Below are 24751 nucleotides of genomic sequence, written 5' to 3' on the forward strand. Positions count from 1 at the left end.
TTTTTTGAATTGCTGATTTGTTGATTAAACGATTAAATGATATGCTCTTTTGATAAACCATGTCATCCTGAGGGGAGTCGAAGGGTGATTTTTTGAATTGTAGATTTGTTGATTAAATACTACACTAAATTGATAACCCATGTCATCCTGAGCGGAGTCGAAGGGTGCTTGATGATTTTGATTACGAAATAAAATTAAAAATAGATTAAAAACATGAGTAACGATACGCAATGGCCACTTTGGGAAGTTTTTGTACAGGCCAATCCCGGTATACCACATAAGCATGCAGGAAGTTTACACGCTGCAGACGCTGAGTCTGCACTTATGAACGCTCGTGACGTTTACACACGCAGAAGCGAAGGCATGAGCATTTGGGTGGTTCCTGCCAATTCCATTACCGCATCTAGTCCCGAAGACAGCGCTTCTTTTTTTGAGCCATCAAATGATAAACCGTATCGCCATCCTACTTTTTATAAGATTCCGGATGGGGTGAAGTATTTGTAGATGAGATTTGAGTATTGAGTATTGAGATTTGAGTACAAAGTACAAAGTACAAAGACTTGGGACTTTTTAATTTTAGGGGCTTGTGCATGTTGCTTGGAATTGAGAAAGTTGGATGTGTTATAAGATATATTTAGATTGGTAATTAGTACAAAATATTTGTTAGATAATTAGTAGCATGAATTTAGAAGCGGCGAAATTTGAATATTACTTGCGGATGGGCGACAACAGCTTGATTCTTGGACATCGTTTGAGTGAGTGGTGCGGGCATGGTCCTATTTTGGAAGAAGATATTGCACTCATAAATGTTGCTTTGGATTTAGTAGGACAGTCGCGTTCAATGCTGGATGCAGCAGCTAAGCTGGAAGGGAAAGGACGCACAGAAGACACACTTGCTTACCATCGCAATGCCAATGAGTTTCGAAATGCATTATTAGTTGAACAACCTAATGGTGATTTCGCTAACACAATTGCCCGCCAGTTTTTTTATGATGTATTTCATCAGTTGTTTTTAAGTGAATTAGCAAACAGTAAAGATGCGTTTCTGGCTGCTTTCGCAGAAAAATCATTAAAAGAAGTTAGCTACCACCTGCGTCATAGCAGCGATTGGATGTTACGCTTGGGCGATGGTACCGCAGAAAGTCACGAAAGAATGCAGCAAGCTGTGAATGAGTTATGGATGTATACCGGCGATTTATTCGACATGAATGCGGTGGATGACCTGCTCATAAAAGAAGGTATTGCCGTTAATTTAACTCCGCTTCAAAAAAAATGGCATCAAAAAATTTCTGAAGTGCTCTCGGAAGCCACACTTCAACTTCCTGAAAATACTTACATGCAAAAAGGAAGCAAAGAAGGATTGCATTCCGAATACTTAAGCTACTTGCTTGCCGAAATGCAGTCGATTCCGCGTGCCATGCCTGATGCGATTTGGTAAGAATTAAATTTAAAAGTTTTAAAACTCTCCTTGATTTCAATGGGAGTTTTTTTATTTTTATTCCGAAAGAATTATTACTTTCACTTATTGCAGCGCTGCTCACATGATAGATTATAACAATTTCGAAGAAATACGTCCCTATTCACAGGAAGAATTTGATGCTGCCTGGAACAGAATAAAATGCAACGAAACTTTTCATGCAGCACTTGCATTTTTGTTTGATGAAAAGGAAAAAAATGCACTCATCGAATCGTTTCCCACCTTCGAATCAACGCGTGACTTTCAATTAAAAATTATGCACCGCGCCATACGAAATATCATTGCCAAATCGAGCAATGGATTATCGTGCAGCGGCTTTCAGCACCTTTCTCCGGAGCAATGTTATACCTTCATTTCCAACCATCGTGATATTTTTTTGGATTCGGGAATTCTTCAAATTTTGTTGGTTGAACACGGTCACGATACCAGCGAAATTACTTTTGGAAACAATTTAATGCTGAATCAATTTATTGTGGATATCGGCAAGGTGAATAAAATGTTTACCGTTCACCGCACCGGCAATAGGCGCGAACTCTATGACTATAGCATACGCTTATCAAACTATATGCGCTATGCCATCACCCAAAAAAAACAATCCACTTGGATTGCGCAACGCAATGGCCGCACCAAAAATGGCAAAGATGAAACACAAATCGGACTCTTAAAAATGCTTGCCTCCAGCGCGCCCGATAATTTTGAAAGCGGATTTAATGCCCTCAATATTGTGCCCATTGCTATTTCATACGAATATGAACCTTGCGATATATTTAAAGTGAACGAACGTTATTCTTCCATGCAAAGCGCCTATGTTAAAGCGCCGGATGAAGATTTAAAAAGTATACTATCCGGCGTGACCAATGATAAAGGCAGTATTCATTTAGCAGTTGGAAAACCGGTGAATCAGGTAATTGCTGAAATAGCAAAATCAGGCGATTCCTATAAAAGCCTGAATCAATACATCGATACAGAAATTTACAGCAATTATAAACTTTTTAAAAGCAATTATATTGCATTTGATTTGCTTCACGAATGTGCACTGAATGTGCATCAATACAGTAAATTCGAAAAGCAAAAATTTGAAGACTACCTAGCTCAGAAATTAAATTTTTTAAAAGGTGAGCGCCCGGTACTTCGAAAATTATTTCTCGAATTATATGCCAACCCGGTTGTTAGTGCAATGAAGTTAGTTTCGGTTTCCAATTAATTCATTGTAAAAATAATTTAACCGCAAAGAGCGCCAAGGAGGCGCGGAGAACGCGGAGATTTTTCCTAAATTATACTTTGCTTCTTTTCTGAGTCCTTTGCTGTGCGAAATGCATTCAAATTACATTTAAAAACGATTGTTAAAAATAATCCAAAGACAAATCAGCAAAAATCCGCATCATCCGAGTTATCCGCGTTCAATTTATAAAAAGCACTTCTAATGCACAGCTGAAATGGCTTTGAGATTTAATTGTTTCGATAAATCCAAGAAGCCGGATTTTGGGTAACAGAGCCTTTCCAAATTTCGAAATGTACTTCTGTTTTATTATCGTCATCCGTTAAGGCAGCGCCAATGTATTGCTTGGTTTTTATTTTATCGCCCTTTTGAACAAAGGCATCCGACAAGTTGGAGTAAACGGAGAGGTAATCTCCATGACGAATAATTACGGCTTTTCCGGCACCCGGTATCGAAACAACTCCCGACACTTCACCTTCAAATACACTTCGCACTTGCGCGCCTTGCTTTGTGGCAATATCAATTCCATTGTTTTTCACTTTTACACCTTTTAAAATAGGATGTTCGTGTTCGCCAAAAGAACTTGTTATTACTCCCTCTCCTACCGGCCAAGGTAATCTCGCTCGATTTGCTTCAAAGTTTTCGGATAATTTTTGCGCTTCCGGTGTCAATGAATATCCGTTTTCAGTAACCTTATTTTCCTTCACAGGAGTAGTAACTTCTTTAGTGGTAGCATTTTTGGGATTGGATGCGTTTTTCTTCTCTTTATCCTTTCGTGCTTTTTCACGCGCTTTCTCTGCTCGAATGGCTTCCTCTCGTGCCTTTCGAATTTCGTCTTCAATAATTTTTTGAATTGCAGCTTGCAATTTATTAGCATCGTCTTGCTTTTTACGCAAGTCTTCTTTAAGCTGCTTTTCCTTGCTTTGCAAGCCTGCCAACACTACTTCTTTTTCCGATTTTTCGACAGTTAAATGCTTTTTTTCCTGTTCCTTATTTTGAAGTAAATTTTGCTGGTCGCCCCGTTTCAAAGAGAGGTCGGTAAGTTTACCGCTTAACTCTGCTTGTTTAATTTGAATGAGCAATGCCTGTTTCTTGCGGTAATCGCTGTATTGTTGAAAATATTTCATCCTGCGAAAGGCCTGGTTAAAATCCTCGGAAGAGAAAACAAACATTAAGCGGTCATAGCTACTTTGATTTTTGCTGGCAAAATAAATCATCTTTGCATACTCTGCTTTCAATAATTTAATTTCGTTTTGCAATTTTAGAATAGAAGAAGAAGTTCTATTTATCAACACATCCGTGTATGTAATTTCGGAATTTATGGTGTTGATTAATTCCTCGCGCATGGTAATTTTTTGATTCAAAGTCACCAATTGATTCAAGGAAAGTTTTTTGTTCTTTTTAGTTTCATCCAATAATTTATTGGTGATGCTGATTTCTTTTTGAATTTGAGATTTCTTTTTTTCTAAGTCCTTTTTGTTTTGAGCCGTCAGCACTTGTATAGAAACAAACAAGAACACTAGCAACCATTGCACTTTTAGCTCAATCATTCTTTGCTTGAAGATATATTCTTTTAAAATCGTGCTCAATTTTACCGTCAAATTTAAAGCGCTCATATTTTTCATAATCCAAACCATACTTGCCTTTAACATTTGTATTTCTTTAACGTAACTTTTCATACTTTGCCGGAATTGAAAATGGAAACGTTTGTGGAGGTGCGGATGGTGTAATTTTAGAATAATCAATTTTAATATTCAAGTTTTTTTCAGCCTTAATATCAAACACTAATTTAAATGGCACACTTAAGGAATCAACCGATTTAAAATCGCTGTAATTGGCGTCAAATGTACGATTAGTATTAAAATCCTCGATATAAATGCGCGAAATTTTATAGCTTTCAGGCTCCAGCCAGATGCTTTGAATTAGCTCTTTTCTTCCTCTTAAATCCGAATTATCGTTCAGCACTTTTCTTAGCTTTCGTTTGCGAATGGTACTTAACAAATAGCGCTTATTATCAATCATCGATTTTAGTTTCTCTTCTTCGTGATCAAAGGAAACACTGTTGCCAAGCAATAACGATTGCAACATATCGAAGTCTAACTCTGTATGCAAGAGCTGACTGATGTAATTGTAATCACCTTTAAAATATTTACTGTTGAGTCGGTCTATAAATTTTACTGAATCCTGGGTAGCAAGTAAACGCGCAACTTCAATACCTAAAGCTGGAGAAATGCTCATCCACAATGCTGAATCTTTTTTAGCACGAACAGTAACATTAAAAGAAGTTGATTTTCCATCTACGATGGCTTCTGCATCAAATTTAGAAGTGAGCCAAGTATACTTAAATTCATTCTCCATTAATTTTTCGGAAAGCACTTTAGAACTTTTAAAATCGGTTCGCGATTCGGGCGCAACTTCCGGAGGCGCTGTATTAATAGCATGTTTAGGGCCTCTACAAGACACAATCAGCAGAAAAGCAAATACAACAAAAGGGGAAAGAGAGTGTGTGTAACGAGTTTTTATTTGCATCAAAGCCTATTCAAAAAGCGTTTTTTCGTTAATTTTCTTTTCTAAAAAGTCAGAGCCCTTGCCGGCCTCCTTAGCTTTAATCCAGTATTCCAAAGCCTTATTTTTCTCATTTAATTTAAATAAAATATCGCCGTAATGTTCTAAAATCACAGCATTTTTTTCGCCTCCATTTTGTATAGCCTTTTCAATCCACTCCTTGGCATCCACATATTTTGCCGAAGCGTACAAAATCCAAGCATAGGTATCTTGCGAATTTCCATTATTGGGATCCAAATCATTTGCTTTGCGCGACATGGCTTGGGCCTTATCTAAATCCACATTTCGCAGGGACAAATAATAGCTGTAATTATTTAAAACATAGGTATCGTTGGGATTAATTTCGAGCGCTCTTTCATAAGCACTGTCTGATTTTCCCATTTGTTTATCGCGGTAGTATGCATCCCCCAAATTGGCGTAGAATTGGCCTTCCAAAGGTTTATTTTCCACCACCAAATCAACTCCCTTTTTAAGCGCTGAGATGGCTGCTTTATTATCACTCAATTGCAAATTTGCAACTCCATTAAAAAAGAAAAGCGTAGGCTCGCTTGGAAATAATTCCATAGCTGCTTTACTATCCTTTAGCATACTTGTATAATCGCTCAGTTGTGATTCAATAAACAACAATTGGCTCCACACGGCTAATCGATCCTTTTCCAATTCCACCGCTTTTGTATATTTTTCTTTTGCTTCTGCAATTTTTTTATCGCGGTATAAAAAATCACCATAAATCGAAAAAGCATTGGATTCGGTAGGATGCGATTGAATTACAATATCGAGCAATTGGTAGCCTTCGGATTTAACTGTATCGTTAAATTCGGCGTTGGTGTAGTAGCGCAGCAGCTCCTTAATCTTCACATCCAAATCCAAATTGGAATTTTGAAAAGCCATTTTCATTTCTTCAAATGCTTTAGCAGGTTGTTTTGATTTACCGTAATAATGGCTCAAATACAGATGTACGAAAGCATTTTGTGGATCAATTTTTTTTACCAGTTCGTACTCCTCCATAGCCTTTGCATCCATATTATTGGCAGCATACATTTCGGCTAAGCTTAAATAATAATTAACTTCGGTAGGATTGCTGTCAATTAACTTTTGATATTCAGCAATCGCTTTATCCAGCTTATCTTGCTTTAGATAAATGCGTGCTTTTTGCTCTGTTATTTGTTGATTAATTCCAATATACGATTCAATATCAATGAGTGTTTTTAAGGCATCGTCGTATTTCTCCAAGTTATAATAGCGGTTTACCAATTCGTATTTAAAATCAACTCGATTGGGAAAATTTTCAACCAACTTTTCCTGCACCTTTGTGGCTTCGGCATATTTTTTATTTCGCAGCAATGAATTGCCATACAAAGTTTGGTACCACTCATTTTTAGGTTGAATAAGACAAGCAGAATGACTTAGTGATTCCGCATTTACGTAATCGCCACCCACAAAGAGCAAATTTGCCAACTCATACATAGCAGCGGCATTTGAAGGATCGATTTGCAAACATTTACGAAAAAGAGCTGCTGCTTCCTTAAAATTATTAAGCATTTTCTCCTTGTTCGCATTGTAAAATGTTCGCTCAAAATCCATGCGTTGACTGTCTGTTAAACGCGATTCTGATTTTGTCTTTTGTTTTGAATTGCTGCTTGCTGATTTTTTAGAACCGGAGCAAGCCGACAGCAGACTCAAACTTAGAACAGATATAAAAAAGAGAAATGGTATTTTACGCATTTGATTATTTTAAGCAACTAATTTAAGGCAATTCCGCCTTACACTCACCAAGATTAACCTTTTATAACATTATAATCGCCCACACTTAAATCATGTGCTTTTCCGGTATAAACGGCAAAATTTCCAAACATAGAATTTTCAATAACTGCATTTGAAATTTTAGCATTGGTTTGAACAATACTGTTTTTAATTACAGAATTGCTTATGACACTATTGTTACCGATAGAAACATGTGGTCCAACAACTGCATTTTTCAGCTCCACGTTTTCGCCAATAAAGCAAGGTTGAATAATTATAGAATTGTTGATTTTTGCAGAAGCAGCTGTGAGTTTTTCATCCTTGATGTATTCGAGGTAGCGTTGATTGGTGAAAACGGATGAATCTTTGTTTCCACAATCTAACCATTCGCTAATACGGCCGGGAATAAATTTAGCGCCTTGTTGTTTCATGTTTTCCAGGGCATTTGTCAATTGGTACTCGCCCTTTTCCATAATGTTATTATCAATTAAATATTGCAATTCCTTATGGAGATATTCGCCGTCGCGGAAATAATAAATTCCAATAATGGCAAGGTCGCTCACAAATTCTTCGGGCTTCTCCACAAAATCTGTAATGATGTTATTGGCATCCACTTTCACCACACCAAACATGCGTGGGTCTTCAATTTTTTGCACCCAAATGGTACCATCGTTTCCTTCGTCGAGCTTAAAATCTGCTTTAAACAGAGTATCGGCAAAAGCCACAATAACTTTTCCTTTCAAGGATTCCTTTGCACATAAAATGGCATGAGCAGTACCCAAGGCCTCGTCTTGATATGAAATTTTTCCTTTGGCACCAACGCTTTCGGCAACCTTAATCAAATTCGCTTCTGCTTCTGCACCAAAACGGCCAATTATAAAATTCACCTCTTCTATTTTTTCGTTGCATACTTTTGCAATGTCTTCAACTAAACGTTGCACAGTTGGTTTACCGGCAATTGGCAACAAGGGTTTAGGTACTGTAAGTGTGTGCGGGCGCATACGTTTGCCCATTCCGGCCATTGGTACTATTATTTTCATAGATTTTATTTGAGATATGAGTATTGAGTATTGAGTATTGAGTATTGAGTATTGAGATTTTAGATGTTAGATATTAGATATTAGATATTAGATATTAGAGTTATTGAGTTATTTGGTTATTTGGTTTTTGGTTTTTAGATTCAATTTGTTCAGTTGCGGACTATTACTATCCCCCGCTGGCGGGGGCAGGGGGTGGAGAGGAACGCTGATTTATTAAGTTGATTATGATTTTTTATTGATTTTTTAGATGAATTAGCGAATTGTTGTTTCAATTAGTTATTTAGTTTCTTGATTCAATTTATTCAGTAGCGGACCATTACTATCCCCCGCTGGCGCGGGCAGGGGGTGGAGAGGAACGCTGATCTGTTAAAATGATTATGATATTTATTGAGTTTAAAATATATTTTTTATTAACCTCTTTTTTCCTGTAACTATAGCCGGGTGTTTAATTTTTTCCGGTGTGGCCAAAACCTCCGGCTCCTCTTTCGGTTTCTTCGAGCGATTGAGTTGTTTGCCATTCTACCCTTTCGTGCTTAGCTACTACCAATTGAGCTATACGTTCACCGTTTTGGATACGTACTACATCGTTTGACAAATTTATCAAAAGAACTTTAATTTCTCCGCGATAATCGGCATCTATTGTACCCGGAGAATTAAGCACAGTTATTCCTTGTTTATAAGCCAAGCCACTTCGCGGGCGAATTTGGGCTTCATAGCCAATAGGTAATTCGATGTGCAAACCCGTTGGCACCAGACTTCGTTCCATAGGTTTTAGAGTAAGCTCAGCTTTGAGCCAAGCTCTGAGGTCCATTCCTGCGGAAGCAAGCGTGGCATACTCGGGTAAATCATGATTGGAATGATTGATTACTTTGATATTCATAGCTTATATAGTAAAGCTCAAAACTATTAATAAATCAGCAATAAAAGTGCGGCTTAACATAAATGTTTTAAGCATTTTCTGGTTGAAAAAATTGCCGCTTTTAATTATTTTAAATCAATGCGATACACCTTATAGCATTCAGGTTTGACGATGGCTGTGTTGAAATCCATCAGCAAGGTTGTTCTTACCGGTCCACCACCGAATCGAATTGGAATGGCATCCTGGCAAAGCAACACTAACGAAGATAAATGATTCTTGTGCATATACAACTGCAAACGTGGCAAAAAAATCAGTATGTTTAATGATTAACGGATCATCCTGCCAATGGCAAAAACTCTCGGCCTCAAATGAATTGACGCTGATTGCTGTATTACCGGTGTAAGCTGAATACACAGGAATAGAGGTATTTTGAGCTAGAAGTGGAATTTTTTCCTGATCCAAGTATTTTGTAAGGTAAGCAGCTGCATCTTTTCCGCTTGAAAAGGAATATTTATAATCTTCCACATACAGCACACCTGCCGCTAACACAGAAGGCACAAGCAAAAAGGTAAAAACTAGTGAAGCCACTCCCCCATTTTTTTCAGGATGTGAATTGGAGCATTTAATCCAATAGCCTGCTATCAATAACATAAACAAAAAACCGCAATGCCGCACACTCACCATGATGGGCGATAGGTAAATGCTTGCTGCAATAATAAGCGCTGAGAAATAAAATAACTTTACAGCAAACTTATCGCCTTTTAAAACAAAGTATGGAACTAACCATGCCCCAAAAGAGGCAATGGTGGCGAGAGATTTGGAATGATTAACCAAAAAATTTGAATTCCAATTGTTGTATGCAATTACATCCGGAAAGTGAAACAAACCCTTCCAACAAATCACAAAGGCTTTAGCCATTCGCTTAAGCGATAAGTAATTGGTGGTATCGTAGCTAAATGCAAAATGGTTGGAAGGAACTTTTAGTTGATACAGGGCAAACAAGGCTGCTAACACAAAAAAAAGCAGTGACACTTTGTATTTGCTTTGAGCTAATATTGCATTTCTTTCCTGTTTATCAAGGAATAACAAAAACATTAGCACAGCCGAAATAATTAATGAAAATAGATGTGTATTGGCCAGTGCTGCCAAACAAATGAACAACAATGCATAATTTTTATGCGGCGCGGTAACCAGTTTTAAACAACACATCAAAAAGAAAAGCGACAGTCCATAGTCGCGGCTTATGACCAAGTATTCGTAGCATAAAAAATAAGAGAAACAAAGCAGAACTTTTTGATAGGATTTAAAGGGTGCAAAATTTAGGATGAATGCAGCATTCAGCAGCGCAATGAAGAGATGTATTGCTTGCATGGTAGCAATTTTAGGCCATAATTGAAGGGGATAAAACAAGAGCACATTCCACAGCAACGGATGACCTTCGTAGGTGCTGTTGTGAAATAAATCGCTAAGGCTTTGACAATCGCGCGAAAGCACAAATGCATGTGCCTCGTCGAGCCAAATTTCGTGGTGTAAAAGCCCGAATGCTCCAACTATAAGGAAACAAGTCAAAAAAAGAAGTTGCAGCGGGTATTTCATTCAACCAAAAATAGTATTAATCCGAATAATGCGCAGAAAAAGTCACGCATGCCTCATTACACGAGCCTTCCCAACAAAAAATACGTGAATGGTATGCTTATAAATTTTGATAAAAATGAAATTGTACTATCTTTGCGCCCTCAAAAAAATAAGACCTCATTATGGCGGGGTAGCTCAGATGGTTAGAGCGCAGGATTCATAACCCTGCGAGATTTGATTGTAATACGTTCTTTATCAGTTAATTATAACCAATTTTGCAAAAGGGGTTAAACATAGCTTAAACATTTGCAAAATTCAATGGCGGGGTAGCTCAGATGGTTAGAGCGCAGGATTCATAGTGACGACAGTTATTGTGCCCCATCTTTGAAAAAAGATGGTGAGAATGGGGTTAATTCATGGAAACCTTCTTCAGCTTAAAATAAAAGTTGAAATGGCAATCATGAGCCAAGCCGGAAGTACACTTCCGGAAGGTGCAGAGACTACTGGAGGGATATAGTTCCCTTAATAACCAGCTAGAAAGCCCTACACCTGAACAGGTAATGCTGAAGGTGGTGAGATAGTCCTTGCCTTAATGAAAATTAAGGAAGACAAGAACCCTGAGGTCACGGGTTCAACTCCCGTCTCCGCTACAAGGAAGAGCAACAAATGTTGCTCTTCCTTTTTTTATATGCATGAAATACTTTTTGAAAAATATTGTACTACCATCTATGCAGTAGGTCGCGCTTTCGAATCGCGCCGGGATCACTTCTGATGATGAGCCTTTCAAGAGATTGAGGGGCTTTTTGTTTTTGATGGGTACAACATAGGTACAACTTCTTGAGTTTTATTTATTCAGCAGTTCAAAAACAACTTCCACTTTAGAAGCATTCTGAATTACACCGACTTAAGTGCTTCGATTACAAATAAATACTAAATTAGTATCTACATTCTTAATTATTTTCACTTTCTAAACTATAAATCGATGAAAAAGGTATTTGCATTTGTGTTTGTTTTGCTGTTCGGAATATCAGTACAATCACAAAATTTAATAACCCTGCAACATGGTAGTACTGCTAGTTTTTTTACCGATTTGCAAACATCAATCATTGCATCAACAGATGGGGATTACATATATATTCCTGGTGGCACATGGGGATTACAAAGCCAAACCATATTGATAAATAAAAGACTTAATATATATGGAGCCGGTGCTCTTTCAGATTCAACTATGGCAACTGGAATTACTCAAATAAATCCTAAATTTCACTTCATTAGTGGAGCAAACAATTGTTTTATAAGCGGTTGTAAATTTCTTTCAGCTATTTATGTTGGTGCAGATTCTTGCGCTAATTATATAGATAATCTTACTTTTCAGTTTAATTATATTACTCAGATAGGAATCTATTCAAAAGCAAGAAGCACATGTTTATTAAATAATGTAATTAACAATAATTGCAATATTTATGCATCGTCAAATTTTAATGTTTCAAATAACATTATCTATAATACACTTTACGTGGATGGTAATCAGGCTTCCAATGGTCCTCCAGGAAATTCTTATGGAACAATAAGCAATTGTTATCTTAATGGATTAACATTTTATTCCTATTCAGGAAACTACGTTAAAAACTTGATAGTTAAAAATAATTTCATTGCAAATTTTACATGCTGTTTTACTTCAAATTCAATTAATTACAGCTTATTTAAAAATAATTTTTCATTAGCAACTTTAAGCCAAGGTCAATATGGAGCTACAAATGATTATTCAAATAATCAGGTTGTTGCAAACGTTTCAATAATTTTTACGAATATAAATAATACAGGCACTTATGTCAATTCAAACAATTATCACATTGTAAATACAAGCAATGCACACAATGCCGGTGAAGACGGCACAGATATTGGCATTTATGGTGGCACCAATCCGTGGAAAGAAGGGGCATTACCCAATAATCCCCACATCCGATTTTCAAATATTAATTCGTCAACAGGTGCTGGTGGTAATTTACCAGTTAATATAAAAGTTGCTGCTCAAGACCGTTAATAATTTCTGATTCATTCAACTTCTTAATTGTAATCAGATTGAAAAAAGTAATTACACTTTTATTCGCAATTTTAATATCTCAGCTGCTTTTTGCGCAGGCTGATTTAAAGGTTGTACCTGGCAGTTTAAGCATTAACCCAAGCAACCCTCATATTGGAGAAAGAATTACAATTACAATGAGTGTTCAAAATATTGGTAACACCGCATCTTCTATTTGCGGAACACGTATCTTTTATTCCACAACAACTAATTATAACGATGCAATTTATTTTGCTGATATTTCTCTTGAGTCAATCCCTGCAGGCGCAACCTCAAGCAATATACAATTTGTACATCCAATTCCCTATACATTCACTAGTGGGCCGTATTATTTTTTTATTGAATTAAACCACCTAGGATCTTGTGTTGAATCAGATTATTTTAATAATGAAGCTGTTTCAAATGCTATTCAAGTAAATCTTGCAGCATGGGCTGAGCAAAATATTCCTTATCCAATTATTTTCATTCATGGTTACATGAGCGATAACACAACTTGGGATAATCTTAAAGATTCGTTGCAAGATTTTTATGGTTGGTCATATGGGGGTAAAATGGATTTTTGTTTGAATTATGATGGAAATTTATCAACCTCAGAAATTAATTCAGATTATCACGATTTTACAGATGAATCAAGTAATCATATAATAAATCCTAATTGTGATTTTTATACAATTAATTTTGCTGTTAATCCAAGCGGAACAGGACCATATAATAACAGTTATGAAAGCAACCAAGCAGCGATTGCAAAGCAAGGTAGAGCTGTGCAAGACGCAATTAGTCATGTGCTTCAAAAAACAGGAAGAGATAAAGTAATTCTTGTTTGTCATAGTATGGGAGGACTTGCTGCTAGAGAATACTTACAAAACTCAAATCTTTTTCAAGCAAGTGATGGTAAAAAGCATGTTGTGAAGCTTTGTTCCATCGGGACACCTCACGGAGGAACTAATATTTCATTTATTGATATTCCAAATATTTTTGGAGTTGGTTATGATTTGGGTTCAGAAGCAATAAGAGACTTAAGAACAAGTTATTATTATTCAATTAATAATGGTGCTTTTCTCTTCGGTGGATTTGAAGACCAAGCCTTTATGAACGACCAATTATTTAACAATTTTGTTAATGTTGATGTAAATTGTAATGACACTATTGGCGAATTGATTACAGGTATTAATAATAAGTCAATACCTAATGATATTTCTTATTCTTGTTTGATTGGAACTGGTGATCCAACTCCCATTAATGGTGATGGAGTCGTTTCAGAGAATAGTGCAAATATTACTAATCAACTTCCTATTAATGCTGAAATCTTTATGTTACCAGAGCCAAGAAACTCATGGCCACCTTGGGACCCTTGGCATATTGAATTGACCAAACAATTCGCACAAATAATCCAAGGAATCGATGAACCAAATGATAATGCGAATAATCATGCTTACAAAATTAATTCTGGGCAACTTAATTATGGAATTATTAGTTACCAAAGCGTTAGCAGCTCCCTTAAAGATATTGATAATTATAAAATTAATGTGCCTTCACATGGAAACTTGAATATTCAGCTTTTTAATATTCCATTAACACAATTCTATGTTAACGTTTTTAATTCTTCACTCCTTTCAGTATATAGCACTTCAAGCAATGGCAAAAGCTTTGTAAATGTGAATACACCTGCCCTTTCCGCTGATAATTATTTTATAGTTCTTTCAGCATTCCCAACTAATAATTCAAGATATTTTCCATACGGATTTAAGGTAACATATACACCTGCTTTAACTTCATTTTGTTCGGGTACAACGGTGCTAAATTCATCATCAGGTTCATTTAATGATGGTAGCGGAAACAATGATTATAGTAGCAATTCTGATTGCAAATGGAAGATACAACCTAGTGGCGCTACAAGTATTACTTTAAGTTTTACTGAGTTCGATTTAGGTAATTCCGGAGATACTATTAAAATTTACAAAGGAGGTACAACCTCATCACCATTAGTTGCAAGCTATTCTGGCAACACGCTTCCATCATCAATAAACATAACAGGAGGTACAGTTTTGGTAAGGTTTATAACAAATGGAATTACTAATGCTGCCGGCTGGACTGCAAATTACACCGCAACAATTGCTGCTTCTTATTGTAATGGTATAACAAATTTATCAGCGTCTTCTGGTAGCTTTTCAGATGGAAGTGGAAATTTAAATTATGGAAATAATGCAAATTGTTCTTGGCTAATAAATCCAGTTGGTGCTTATGCCATAACATTAAATTTTTCTGCTTTTAATACTCAACCGAATAAAGACTTTGTAAATATTTATGACGGAATTGATAATAATGCCGCATTAATTGGTTCTTTTTCAGGTACAACCATTCCTCCATTTCTTACTTCAACAGGAGGCGCAATGCTTATTGAGTTTATTTCAGATACTAGTATTAATGCAGCCGGTTGGAGCGTAAATTACACTTCATACATTCCAACAATAAATATTATCCAACCTATTGTTGCATATGAATATTGGTTTGATAGTGATTACGCAAGCAAGGTTTACTCAACAATTATTCCTAAAATCAATTATAACTTTTCTCCAACAGTTAATTCAGGAAGCCTTTCAGGTGGTGTTCATAGTTTAAATATTCGCTTTAAAGATGCTAGTGAAAAATGGAGTGTGGTGCAGACTCAAACTTTTGTTCAACACCCAACTCCTCCGGCATCTAACATTCGCAAAATAAGTTATTATGAATATTGGTTAGATGATGATGTTGCAAATAAGATTCAAAATACGATTAGTCCAATTGCCCTTCTGAACATAAATTCTCCCCTTGGATTACCAACAGCAAGCAATGGTATTCATACTTTGCATTTTAGAACAAAGGATGATGCTGGTTACTTTAGTGAAGTTTTCTCGCAAAGTTTTATGGCTTATCCTCAGGTTCCTTCATCCGATACTATTCAGTTAACAACATACGAATACTGGTTTGACAATGATTATGGAGCTCTTCAATCAAATTCATTTGCTAATTCTTCAGCTATTAATCTTATAAGCAATTTTAATTCATCCGGATTAAATATGGGGGTTCATACTTTAAATTACAGATTTAAACAGAGTAATGGATTATATAGTATAGTAGCATCAGCTCCATTTGTTAAATTAGGTAATGATATTGATATTCCTAACACACTTACCGAATATGAATATTGGTTCGATTCAGATTACGCGAATGCACAACTAAATTCAATAAGCGGGCAAACGGATTTAATCTTAATGAGTAGTCTTAATTCATCAGGTTTAACGATGGGGATTCATACAGTGAACTTGCGATTTAAAGAAAGTAGCGATTTATATAGTTCCGTTATAAGTGCTTCCTTCATTAAAGTTGGAAATAATTTCATCACTCCAAATCAAATAGTTGAATACAGGTATTGGTTTGACAGTAACACTAACGCAATGATTTCAATTCCTGTTGCGCCATCAACCCAATTATTGAATTTAACCGCAAATTTAAATACAAGCAATCTCTCTTTTGGAGTTCATAAAATACATGTTCAATTCAAAGATATTGGTGAACTATGGAGTGTTGTTTTAACTGATACCATTAATAAAGTTGCAAGTCCAATTGCTGGATTTTCCGTGAATGATTCGAGCGTTTGTATAAACAATAGTATTCAGTTTACGAATCTAAGCCAAAACGCAACAAGCTACCTTTGGAATTTTGGTGATGGTAGCGCAACAAGTACTGCAATAAATCCTGTTCATGCATACACAACATCCGGAACATTTACTGTAACCTTAATTGCTACCGGAAACAATTTATCTGATACTAAAACTGAAACTGATTACATTATTGTGGCAGCTAATCTGACGCCAATTATAAACACCTCTTTAAATGACACTGCTTGTGCTGGACAATCAAATACATTATCTTCAAATTACAATGGAATTGGTTATAGCTATGTTTGGAATAAAAACGGTATAACAATAGCTAATGAAACAAACCCAACTTACAATGCGACAACCAATGGTAACTATACCGTTTCAGTTACAAATGTTCAAGGCTGCACTGGAGTTTCGACCGCTTTAAGCCTTGTTTTTTCACTTAATCAAACCCCATCAGTTGGCCTTATTGCTAGTAATACAAATATTTGTGCTGGCACAAGTGTACAATTTACAGCTAGCTCCTTTAATGCAGGTAATAATCCGATTTATCAATGGTATTTGAACAATGCACCTGTGTCCACAAATACTTCAACATATAATCTAGCCAACCCTTCAAATAATGATTATGTAAAAGTGGTAGTTACATCAAGTGCATTTTGTTCTTCAACCCCAGCCGCCACTTCTAACAGTATTCCATTGACGGTTCACGCAATTCCTATTGCTTCAATTAGCCCTAATGGAAGTTTATCAACTTGTGAAGGAAGTCCATTAGTATTATCTGCGAACACTGGCGATACTTATTTGTGGAGCAATGGTGCAACGACACAAACAATTAATATAACCCAATCCGGAAACTATCATGTTACAATTACAAACGCGGGAATTTGCAGTGCAACAAGCGCAAATACCAATGTAACATTAACTCCAAGTGTTACGCCTGCGGTTTCAGTAATAGCGAGCAATACAAATATTTGCCAAGGCGCATCTGTTAATTTTACTGCTATTGCGACCGATTCTGGAAATGCACCTATTTTTCAATGGTATTTAAATAATAGCCCAATTGGTTCAAATTCAAGTAATCTAACTTTATCTAATCTTGCTAATAATGACCAAGTGAATATTGTGCTTACTTCGAATGCAATTTGCGCTAATTCAACAACAGCTAATTCAAACATTATAACTATAAATGTTAATAGCTTCCCAGTTGCTACCATTTCTCCTAATGGCAGCGTTTCATTTTGTCAAGGAAGTCAAAGCACCTTAACTGCAAGCTCTGGAAGCGGCTACTTGTGGAGTAATGGTTTGACAGGTCAAAGTATCAATGTTAATCAATCAGGAGATTATTCAGTAATCGTTACTAATCCGGGGGGCTGCATTGGAAATGCTACTTCAAACACTGTTCATGTAACATTGCAACAGCCAAGCTTTTCTTTTTTAAACCAAATTGCCTGTTCAAGTTTTTCATTAAATGGGCAAAATTATTTTACATCCGGAACATATTTTCAAAACCTAACGAATGCGCTTGGTTGCGATAGCACTATAACACTAAACCTTACCATAAATGAACCAAGCATAAGCTCTATTTCTCCAATTGTTTGTGATACTTTTAAATTAAATGGAATTATTTATACAATGGCCGGAAATTTTAGTCAAAACCTTACTAATACATCTGGCTGTGATAGTACAATAAATATCAACTTGACCATTTTAGCAAATTCAAATTCAATCAGTCCCACTGTTTGTAATAGTTATTTATTAAATGGTAATTCCTACAATGCAAGCGGAATTTACACACAGACTCTTACAAATGCTGCTGGGTGCGATAGCACGTTAACAATTAATTTAACTGTTAATTCTCCCTCTTCAAGTCAAATAAATATCACATCTTGCGAACGATATACCTTAAATGGAATTATCTATTACACTTCAGGGAATTTTATGCAAAGTCTTATAAATTCCAATGGTTGCGATAGTACTATAAATCTTAACTTAACAATTGACACATTAAATTTGACAATAAATCAAATTGGCTCAACCCTATCGTCTTTGCAAGCAGGAGCAATTTATCAATGGCTTGATTGTAACTCTTCATTTATGCCAATTGCTGGTTCAACTAATCAAAGTTTCAGCTCAACCGCAGCTGGTAATTATTCTGTTATCATAACTAAGGGAGGTTGCTCGGATACATCCGGCTGCTATTTGATTACTGGAATGATACCCAAGACAAATGATAATATAGTTATTCAGCTATTTCCAAATCCTGTCACTAACAAGCTTAACATTTTAGTTTCAAATATTGAAAATACAAGTATCAAACTTTCGTTAAAAAATCTGGTTGGTCAAGAACTATTCAAAGAAGAACAAGCTGCTGACAAAGGTAATCTCCAAAGTCAAATTGAAATGGCTAATTACTCAGCTGGGATTTATTTCCTCACAATTGAAAGTGATTCCTTTTTAAGAGTTTATAAGGTTGAGAAAAATTGAGTTAAATTTTATTTATTTAATTATTCAGAATTAATCGACATTTAAAAAAAATATGCAAAATGAGAAATGCCATCATTCTAGTTGTACTTTTTATCTCAATTCACTCAAAATCGAAAGCAGCATTCATTGATATTGGTGAACCCGTTCCTTTTGGATGCCTGCATGTTTGTGCAGGAGACTTTCAGGTATTTAAAATATTTCATATTCAAGGGCTTGCTGCAGGAACTGTTGTACAAGCTCTATTATCAAATGGAAATGGTTCATTCACTAGTGGTGTTACATATATAAATAGCACTCGATATAGTTTAATTGGTGCAAATGGTCCATGGATAAATGGACCTTTTACATTTTCAACAGATGTTACAGATATTTACTTCGAAATCCAATTTCCTATTTCGCAAATTTTTGGAAAAAACTATACTATTAAATTTAGAGCATCGACTGCTCCATTTACTACAAGCAATTCATTAAGTCTTCCGGTGGGGTGCAACGGTATAACAATTTCACCAAAATATGTTTCCTTAAATTCAATTTCCGACACGACTCATGGAAATAATCAATGGCTAGGACACACATATTTATGGACACCAACTACTTCAGCTCCTTTAATTACAACCGCATTAGTTGCCCAACAGGATTTTTTTTCATCGACCAATTACAAGGGTTATTTTCAAAAAAATTCCTTGAGCTTTGATTTTAAATTTTTCGGGCCTAATGGAAATGGATTGATTCCTGGTCCTGTGGGCCCAATGATTGATGGAACTAGTTTTCAATGCTTGGAAGGTTATTCTTCAATTTGTAGCGTTCGGCTTTATAGAGTTGAAAATTTCCCGATTGGATTATATCGCTTTACATTAGGTGCTGATGATGGAGCTCGGTTAAGTATCGATGGCGGCAATACATGGTTAATTGACATGTTCACAGAACATACATACGTGGAAATGAACACAAATTCAAATTTCCCGAATGGTATTTGTCTAAATGGAAAAACCAATCTTGTAATCGAGTATTTTCAGAGAGTTGCTGGTGCTGAAATTCATTTTCAATCTGAACTTTTAACCAATAATCTTCCCATTTCATTATCTCCGTATACCGATTCCATTAGCGGCTTGCCATTCTTAAAAGTAAATAATATCTATGATTCTTTAACCCTTTTTCAATTCATGAATTGTGATAGCAATGTAGTATACCCAATTCAATCATCAAATAAATTTTACATTACCAATAATGGTAATTTTTCAGTAATAGTAAATCAGGCAGGTTGCGTTATTGACACTTCAAATTGTATTTCCATTAATATTACTGGCAACGGAAAAACTAATCTATCTGAATTACCAAAGATTGAGGTTTTTCCAAATCCTACAATTGATAAAATAAATATCGATATGCAAATTAATCTAAACTCAAAATATTTAGTTATTTTAAAATCTATCCTTGGCGAATATATTTATCAACAGAAAGTATATTCTCAGACTTCTTATTTGAATACCAAAATTGATTTGACAAATTATCCTTCAGGCATTTATTTCTTAACAATTGAAGGAGATTCCTTTTTTAAAGTTTATAAGGTCGAGAAAAACTAAATATTTTATTCTACTTTCATAATTTCATAATAAAGCTCTAACATTCCTAATTGACAAGCTTCTCCTTCGGTTCGATTCATGATTGCTAAGGCTATTGGAGATTTTTCGTAAACAGTAATTAGACCGTTATTATCAGGCTTTATATTTTGATTGGACTGCGTGCGACTGAATTTAACCTTTATTAAATTACCTTCTGGGTTTTTGACTGTAACAATTGAATTAATATCCACCTTCCTTTTTTCCTCCGGGCGCAAGGTAATTGGAACAATTGGTTCCATTTTTAAAGACTCATCAATTGTTTCGCTTAAATCAATTTTTTCATCGGTATCAAATTTTGAGATAAACTCCATTAAATTCTTTATTTCCTTTTCTGCCGAATACCACCAATTTGTTGACCATATCCTATAAAATGTAAACCCTTGTTCTTCAAGTCGAGCTTGTCTAAACATATCCCATGCGTATGCTTCATTGCTACTATGATACTTCGCACCATCACATTCTATTGCGATTACAGGTTTTCCTGTAATTTTTGATTTAACAATTAAATCAATTCTAAAACCACCAATTTTAAATTGTTGTTGCAATCGATTTTGACCAATTTTTTCAGCTAGTCTATAATATACTTCATCTTCAAAAGGTGATTCTGACCCCATGACACTATGATCCAATTCATAAGATTTAGATTCGCAATTTTCATAGAGCTGATTCAAAATTGATTCTTTTGTTTCTTTATTGTTTTCACTAACAGCCTTTGCATATGCTAAATAAGAATAGAAAATGGCTCTACCGTTATTTTGCATTTCCTTAAGAAGAGAAGAGTATAAATTATAATTATCCTTTGGGATTGATGTACAAACATATATTTTATATTTAGCTCGCGTAATAATCACATTGAGAAGTTTGTATCCATTCCGCTGCACAATTGGGCCAAATAGCTGGCGAAATGAGCCATCACTTTTTTTACCAAATGTTGTGGAAATAATAACAACGTCGCGTTCATCACCTTGTATATTCTCTAAATTTTTTACAAACAAATCTGATCCTAAATCGGCAATTTTTCTATCGTATTCGGGCTTTAACTGCCTAACCTTCGTAATTTCCTCCAAAATCAAATTTCTTTGGTAAATATTGAAAGTAGCAACGCCAACAGAAGGATATTTTCCATTTTTGAATGGCTTTATATGGTGTAATAAAATATCCACTACTTGCCTAGCTTCATCTCGGTTTACTTGGTCTTCATATACACCATTTACCTCAATAAATTGGATTGGTGTATAATCAATTTTGGCAGGCATTGGAATTAATCGTTTTCCATAAAAAGCATGGTTAGAAAATTCAATTAAATCGGGATGATGAGAACGATAATGGACTTTTAAATATGATTGCTTATAACTGCAATTTTCGGCATAAACTAAAAGTGATTCACTATCGGCAAGGTCAAGTGAATTATTAATATTACGTTGGTTTAAATTTCTATTTTCCGGTATTAAATCTTCGTCTACTTCCTCCTCCAATGGTGCAATAAGAGAAACTCCTCCTTGAAAATGATTGGATGGAGGCATTTGTTGACTATCGCCAGAAATAACTTTAATTTTTCCTCGAACCAATGCTGGAAATGTATCTTCTAACCTCAATTGACTGGCCTCATCAAAAATTACAACATCAAAAATTCCTTCATTTAATGGTAGAATCGAACTACAGACCGATGGGCTTACCATTACAACAGGAAAAAAATCAGTAAATAATTGAAAATCGGAAATTATAATTTTACGAAGTGAGTTTCTTCTTTCACCCCGACCACCCCTTTTATTAAAAAGGCTTGCCGGACTAATTCCGTTACTTAAAGAATTTTGAACAGATACTTTTTGTCTATTTGACCAATCATAGATAATACTATATATCTGAGTGCTTTTTAATTGTTTCTTGTAACTATTTATTTCATTAATTTTATCTTCACTTTTAGGCAAGGATTCAAGTTTACTCTCTGCGTTTGCTAGTAACCAGTAGTAATACCAGCTCTCAAATGCTTGAATCCAATCAGTGCAATTACTTTCAATTAAGGCAAGAACTACATCCCATTGTTTCTTAGTAAGTTGGTTGCGAAATTTTCTCCATGAAAAAAATTGGCGAAAGTCACTTAAATTATCAATAATTATCAGCATTTCTGAAAATAGCAATTCAGCTTCACTAATTTTTGTGCTATGATTTCTTAATTCTGGGCTTACCCGTGTAAGAAGTTTATCAGGTATTAGACTTATTATTTCATTGAATTTTTCTTCAATCCTAGCTATTTGAGAAAAATCTGGAAAAGTGGATGGAAATAACTTGATGAAAATTCATCTTTATATTTCGATCTAGTCTTTTCATTTTCGTTAAACCAATTATCGGCACTAACTAATAGCTTATTAATATTTTCAATATATAATCTATTGTTTTTTATTTCACCAGTATCAATAAAAGTATGTTCAAAATAGTTTAATGAATTATGCAATCCTATAATTTCGTTAATTCTAGTTGTAATTTCGGATTTGTTTTGTTGAAGGCTCTTATACGAATTAGATATCTTGCTTAAGACACTAATTTTAAAATTAGTTAATGGATCATTTTTATAGAATGCCTCGCCAAATTCTTTATAATTTGCATCAATAAAACTTAGGTATTTATTACTCTCTTTTTTTAACTCGTTATAGTATTCAAAAAAGTGGCTATCCACCCAACTCGCATAAACTTGCAACTGTTCTGAAAGCTCTATTTTAGCTAAAGTTATCCTTGATAATACATTTTTAGCTACTTCTAAAAGATTTTGTTGAATCGCAATGATGTTTGCTGAATTGAATAACTCATCATTTAAAATCTCAAGTGGATGATTTAATTTGCCAATACTATTGTAAAGTTCATTAGCAGATGTTAGAATCTCAACAATATCAGTGAGTTCATTTTCATCTTCATCAAATTTGAACTGTTTGTGGTCCAATTTCATTTTCAATAAAGAATAATCAGCCCGTTTCTGTTTAGATAAAAAATCTCCAACTAGTTCTGTCCAATATTTTCCACGATAAAGATTTTTTTCTAGCTGTTTATGATTATTGTTCCATTCAGCAACTTTTGTTTCCGCAATGTCACGAACTGAAGTATAAGAAATAGGGTTAAATCTAGTTGAATATGATAAATAATTAAGTCTATCTCTTACTGAATTTACAATCCCGTCCCTATCTTTATTAATATCTTCTATCAAAGCGGCCAATTCTCCCAGTTTATTGTCCTCTTTGTGCAAATTTCTTTTTATTACCTCGAGGGCTGTTTTCTTTTCACATACAACTAAGCATTTTAATTTATTTGCTAGAGCATTAGTAATTAGTGCAGTTAATGATTGACTTTTTCCAGTTCCAGGTGGTCCTTGAATTATTTTTTTTGGCTCAATACCAAGAGTTGACAAAATTTCTTGTTGGCTTGGGTCGGTTTCAATAGCACTTAATGAAGTACCGGTAAATTTTTCTACTACTAAATTCTCGAATTTAAATTCATCATATCTATCAATGAGTACATCAATATCATTAATAATACTCTCCTTTTGAGTACGAAATAAGCCGAAAACTCCTCCAAAGTATATCCAAGCCTGATTACTTGAGATTGCTTCTAAAGCACTTGATTCAGGAATATTAATTAAAGGCATGCCAATTTTAGAAGTTAAATCTTCAGCTAAATTGTTGGAAACATTAGAGTTTAAGGCCTTTAATACTTTAATACATTCTGCAATCAATTCATCTCTATCTATAATTGCATCTTCTAAAAGCTCTTCATTAATTTGAGGAATAAAAATATTTTCATCCGTTTTAATAAAAGATAGCAAAACTTCATTTAATCCAACAGAATGAATTTCCTCATCTACCATTCTTCCGGCTTCATTTCTGAATTTATTTCGTAAAATTGACCATGTGTTAACCTTATTAGAAGCTTTTACAATTTCTAATTGCCAAATAAATATAGGAGCCTTAATAATTTTTGTCGGGTCTTGTTTGGAAGGTTTAATTAAAATAGGAAATCCAAATCCGAATGTTTTTATTCCATGCTCTTTATAATTATCTTCATTTTCAATATGGAGAGAATTTAATCGTTTAGAAAGTAAACCAAGTTTTTTTTGTTCCTCAATCTGAATATTATTAAGGTCTATACTATCAAAGGAAATTTTAAACTCAAAACTAGAAATAATAAATAGTTGTTCTAAAAAATTTTCAGCAAAATCAGGTTTGATGTAATTTAAGTTTGATAAATCGAGTCTTGTAGCAAATCTTCCGGGAAGTGCATTTAAATGAATTGACCGAATGTTTCCGCCCTTTAGTTTTGATCTAAGTGCATTTAAAAAAACCAAATCGGTCATAAAAATGAATTGTTGCGTTTTTTTTATTAAACCAAATTTAGGATATTTTGAAATAGCATGGAAATTCCGCTTAAACAGACCCCAGTTGACCGGTTTAAATT

Annotated in this window: 14 protein-coding genes; 6 read left to right on the top strand and 8 right to left on the bottom strand. The window is 34.9% G+C overall.

Features of this window, described 5'->3' with window-relative positions; genetic code table 11:
- Positions 1-213 precede the first annotated feature (213 nt).
- The 3 genes from paaB (at position 214) to IPP32_12520 (ending at position 2681) form a co-directional block, all read left to right on the top strand.
- On the top strand, positions 214-504 hold the full coding sequence (paaB, locus tag IPP32_12510; protein ID MBL0048905.1) for a 1,2-phenylacetyl-CoA epoxidase subunit B: 291 nt from the start codon (positions 214-216) through the stop codon (positions 502-504).
- Between the two features lie 175 nt (positions 505-679).
- Positions 680-1438, top strand: a complete 759-nt coding sequence (paaC, locus tag IPP32_12515) for a phenylacetate-CoA oxygenase subunit PaaC (protein ID MBL0048906.1) — start codon at positions 680-682, stop codon at positions 1436-1438.
- A 103-nt stretch (positions 1439-1541) separates the two neighbouring features.
- Complete coding sequence (locus tag IPP32_12520; protein MBL0048907.1) at positions 1542-2681, top strand: acyltransferase; 1140 nt, start codon at positions 1542-1544, stop codon at positions 2679-2681.
- Between the two features lie 245 nt (positions 2682-2926).
- Here the strand turns inward: IPP32_12520 and IPP32_12525 are convergent, their stop codons facing one another.
- From IPP32_12525 to IPP32_12550, 6 genes are all read right to left on the bottom strand, one after another.
- On the bottom strand, positions 2927-4375 hold the full coding sequence (locus IPP32_12525) for a peptidoglycan DD-metalloendopeptidase family protein (protein ID MBL0048908.1): 1449 nt from the start codon (positions 4373-4375) through the stop codon (positions 2927-2929).
- Complete coding sequence (locus tag IPP32_12530) at positions 4359-5225, bottom strand: DUF4292 domain-containing protein (GenBank protein ID MBL0048909.1); 867 nt, start codon at positions 5223-5225, stop codon at positions 4359-4361. Before IPP32_12530 ends, IPP32_12525 begins: the two co-directional genes overlap by 17 nt.
- Before the next feature lie 6 nt (positions 5226-5231).
- A complete protein-coding gene (locus tag IPP32_12535) occupies positions 5232-6986 on the bottom strand; it encodes a tetratricopeptide repeat protein (protein MBL0048910.1) in 1755 nt (584 codons plus the stop codon).
- Between the two features lie 53 nt (positions 6987-7039).
- Positions 7040-8044, bottom strand: coding sequence for a nucleotidyltransferase (locus IPP32_12540; GenBank protein MBL0048911.1), 1005 nt, complete (start codon positions 8042-8044; stop codon positions 7040-7042).
- Between the two features lie 445 nt (positions 8045-8489).
- On the bottom strand, positions 8490-8924 hold the full coding sequence (dut, locus tag IPP32_12545) for a dUTP diphosphatase (GenBank protein MBL0048912.1): 435 nt from the start codon (positions 8922-8924) through the stop codon (positions 8490-8492).
- Positions 8925-9062: 138 nt separating this feature from the next.
- On the bottom strand, positions 9063-10499 hold the full coding sequence (locus IPP32_12550; GenBank protein MBL0048913.1) for a hypothetical protein: 1437 nt from the start codon (positions 10497-10499) through the stop codon (positions 9063-9065).
- Positions 10500-11460: 961 nt separating this feature from the next.
- Here IPP32_12550 and IPP32_12555 point away from each other — a divergent pair.
- Genes IPP32_12555 through IPP32_12565 form a run of 3 tightly spaced genes read left to right on the top strand, consistent with a single transcriptional unit; the run spans position 11461 to position 20272 of the window.
- Positions 11461-12522: a hypothetical protein gene (locus tag IPP32_12555; protein MBL0048914.1), complete on the top strand. Its 1062-nt coding sequence runs from the start codon at positions 11461-11463 to the stop codon at positions 12520-12522.
- 38 nt (positions 12523-12560) lie between these two features.
- Positions 12561-18689 carry a PKD domain-containing protein gene (locus IPP32_12560; GenBank protein ID MBL0048915.1) on the top strand — a complete coding sequence of 2043 codons (6129 nt, stop codon included), beginning with the start codon at positions 12561-12563 and terminating at the stop codon, positions 18687-18689.
- A 59-nt stretch (positions 18690-18748) separates the two neighbouring features.
- The gene (locus IPP32_12565) at positions 18749-20272 is read left to right on the top strand and encodes a T9SS type A sorting domain-containing protein (protein MBL0048916.1); all 1524 of its coding nucleotides are present in this window, start codon (positions 18749-18751) and stop codon (positions 20270-20272) included.
- A 5-nt stretch (positions 20273-20277) separates the two neighbouring features.
- Here IPP32_12565 and IPP32_12570 read toward each other — a convergent pair whose 3' ends face one another.
- A complete protein-coding gene (locus IPP32_12570; protein ID MBL0048917.1) occupies positions 20278-22434 on the bottom strand; it encodes a hypothetical protein in 2157 nt (718 codons plus the stop codon).
- A 125-nt stretch (positions 22435-22559) separates the two neighbouring features.
- Positions 22560-24650 carry a hypothetical protein gene (locus tag IPP32_12575; GenBank protein MBL0048918.1) on the bottom strand — a complete coding sequence of 697 codons (2091 nt, stop codon included), beginning with the start codon at positions 24648-24650 and terminating at the stop codon, positions 22560-22562.
- Between the last annotated feature and the right edge of the window lie 101 nt (positions 24651-24751).

Source organism: Bacteroidota bacterium, assembly GCA_016721765.1.
In the GTDB taxonomy this organism is placed as follows: Bacteria; Bacteroidota; Bacteroidia; order UBA4408; family UBA4408; genus UBA4408.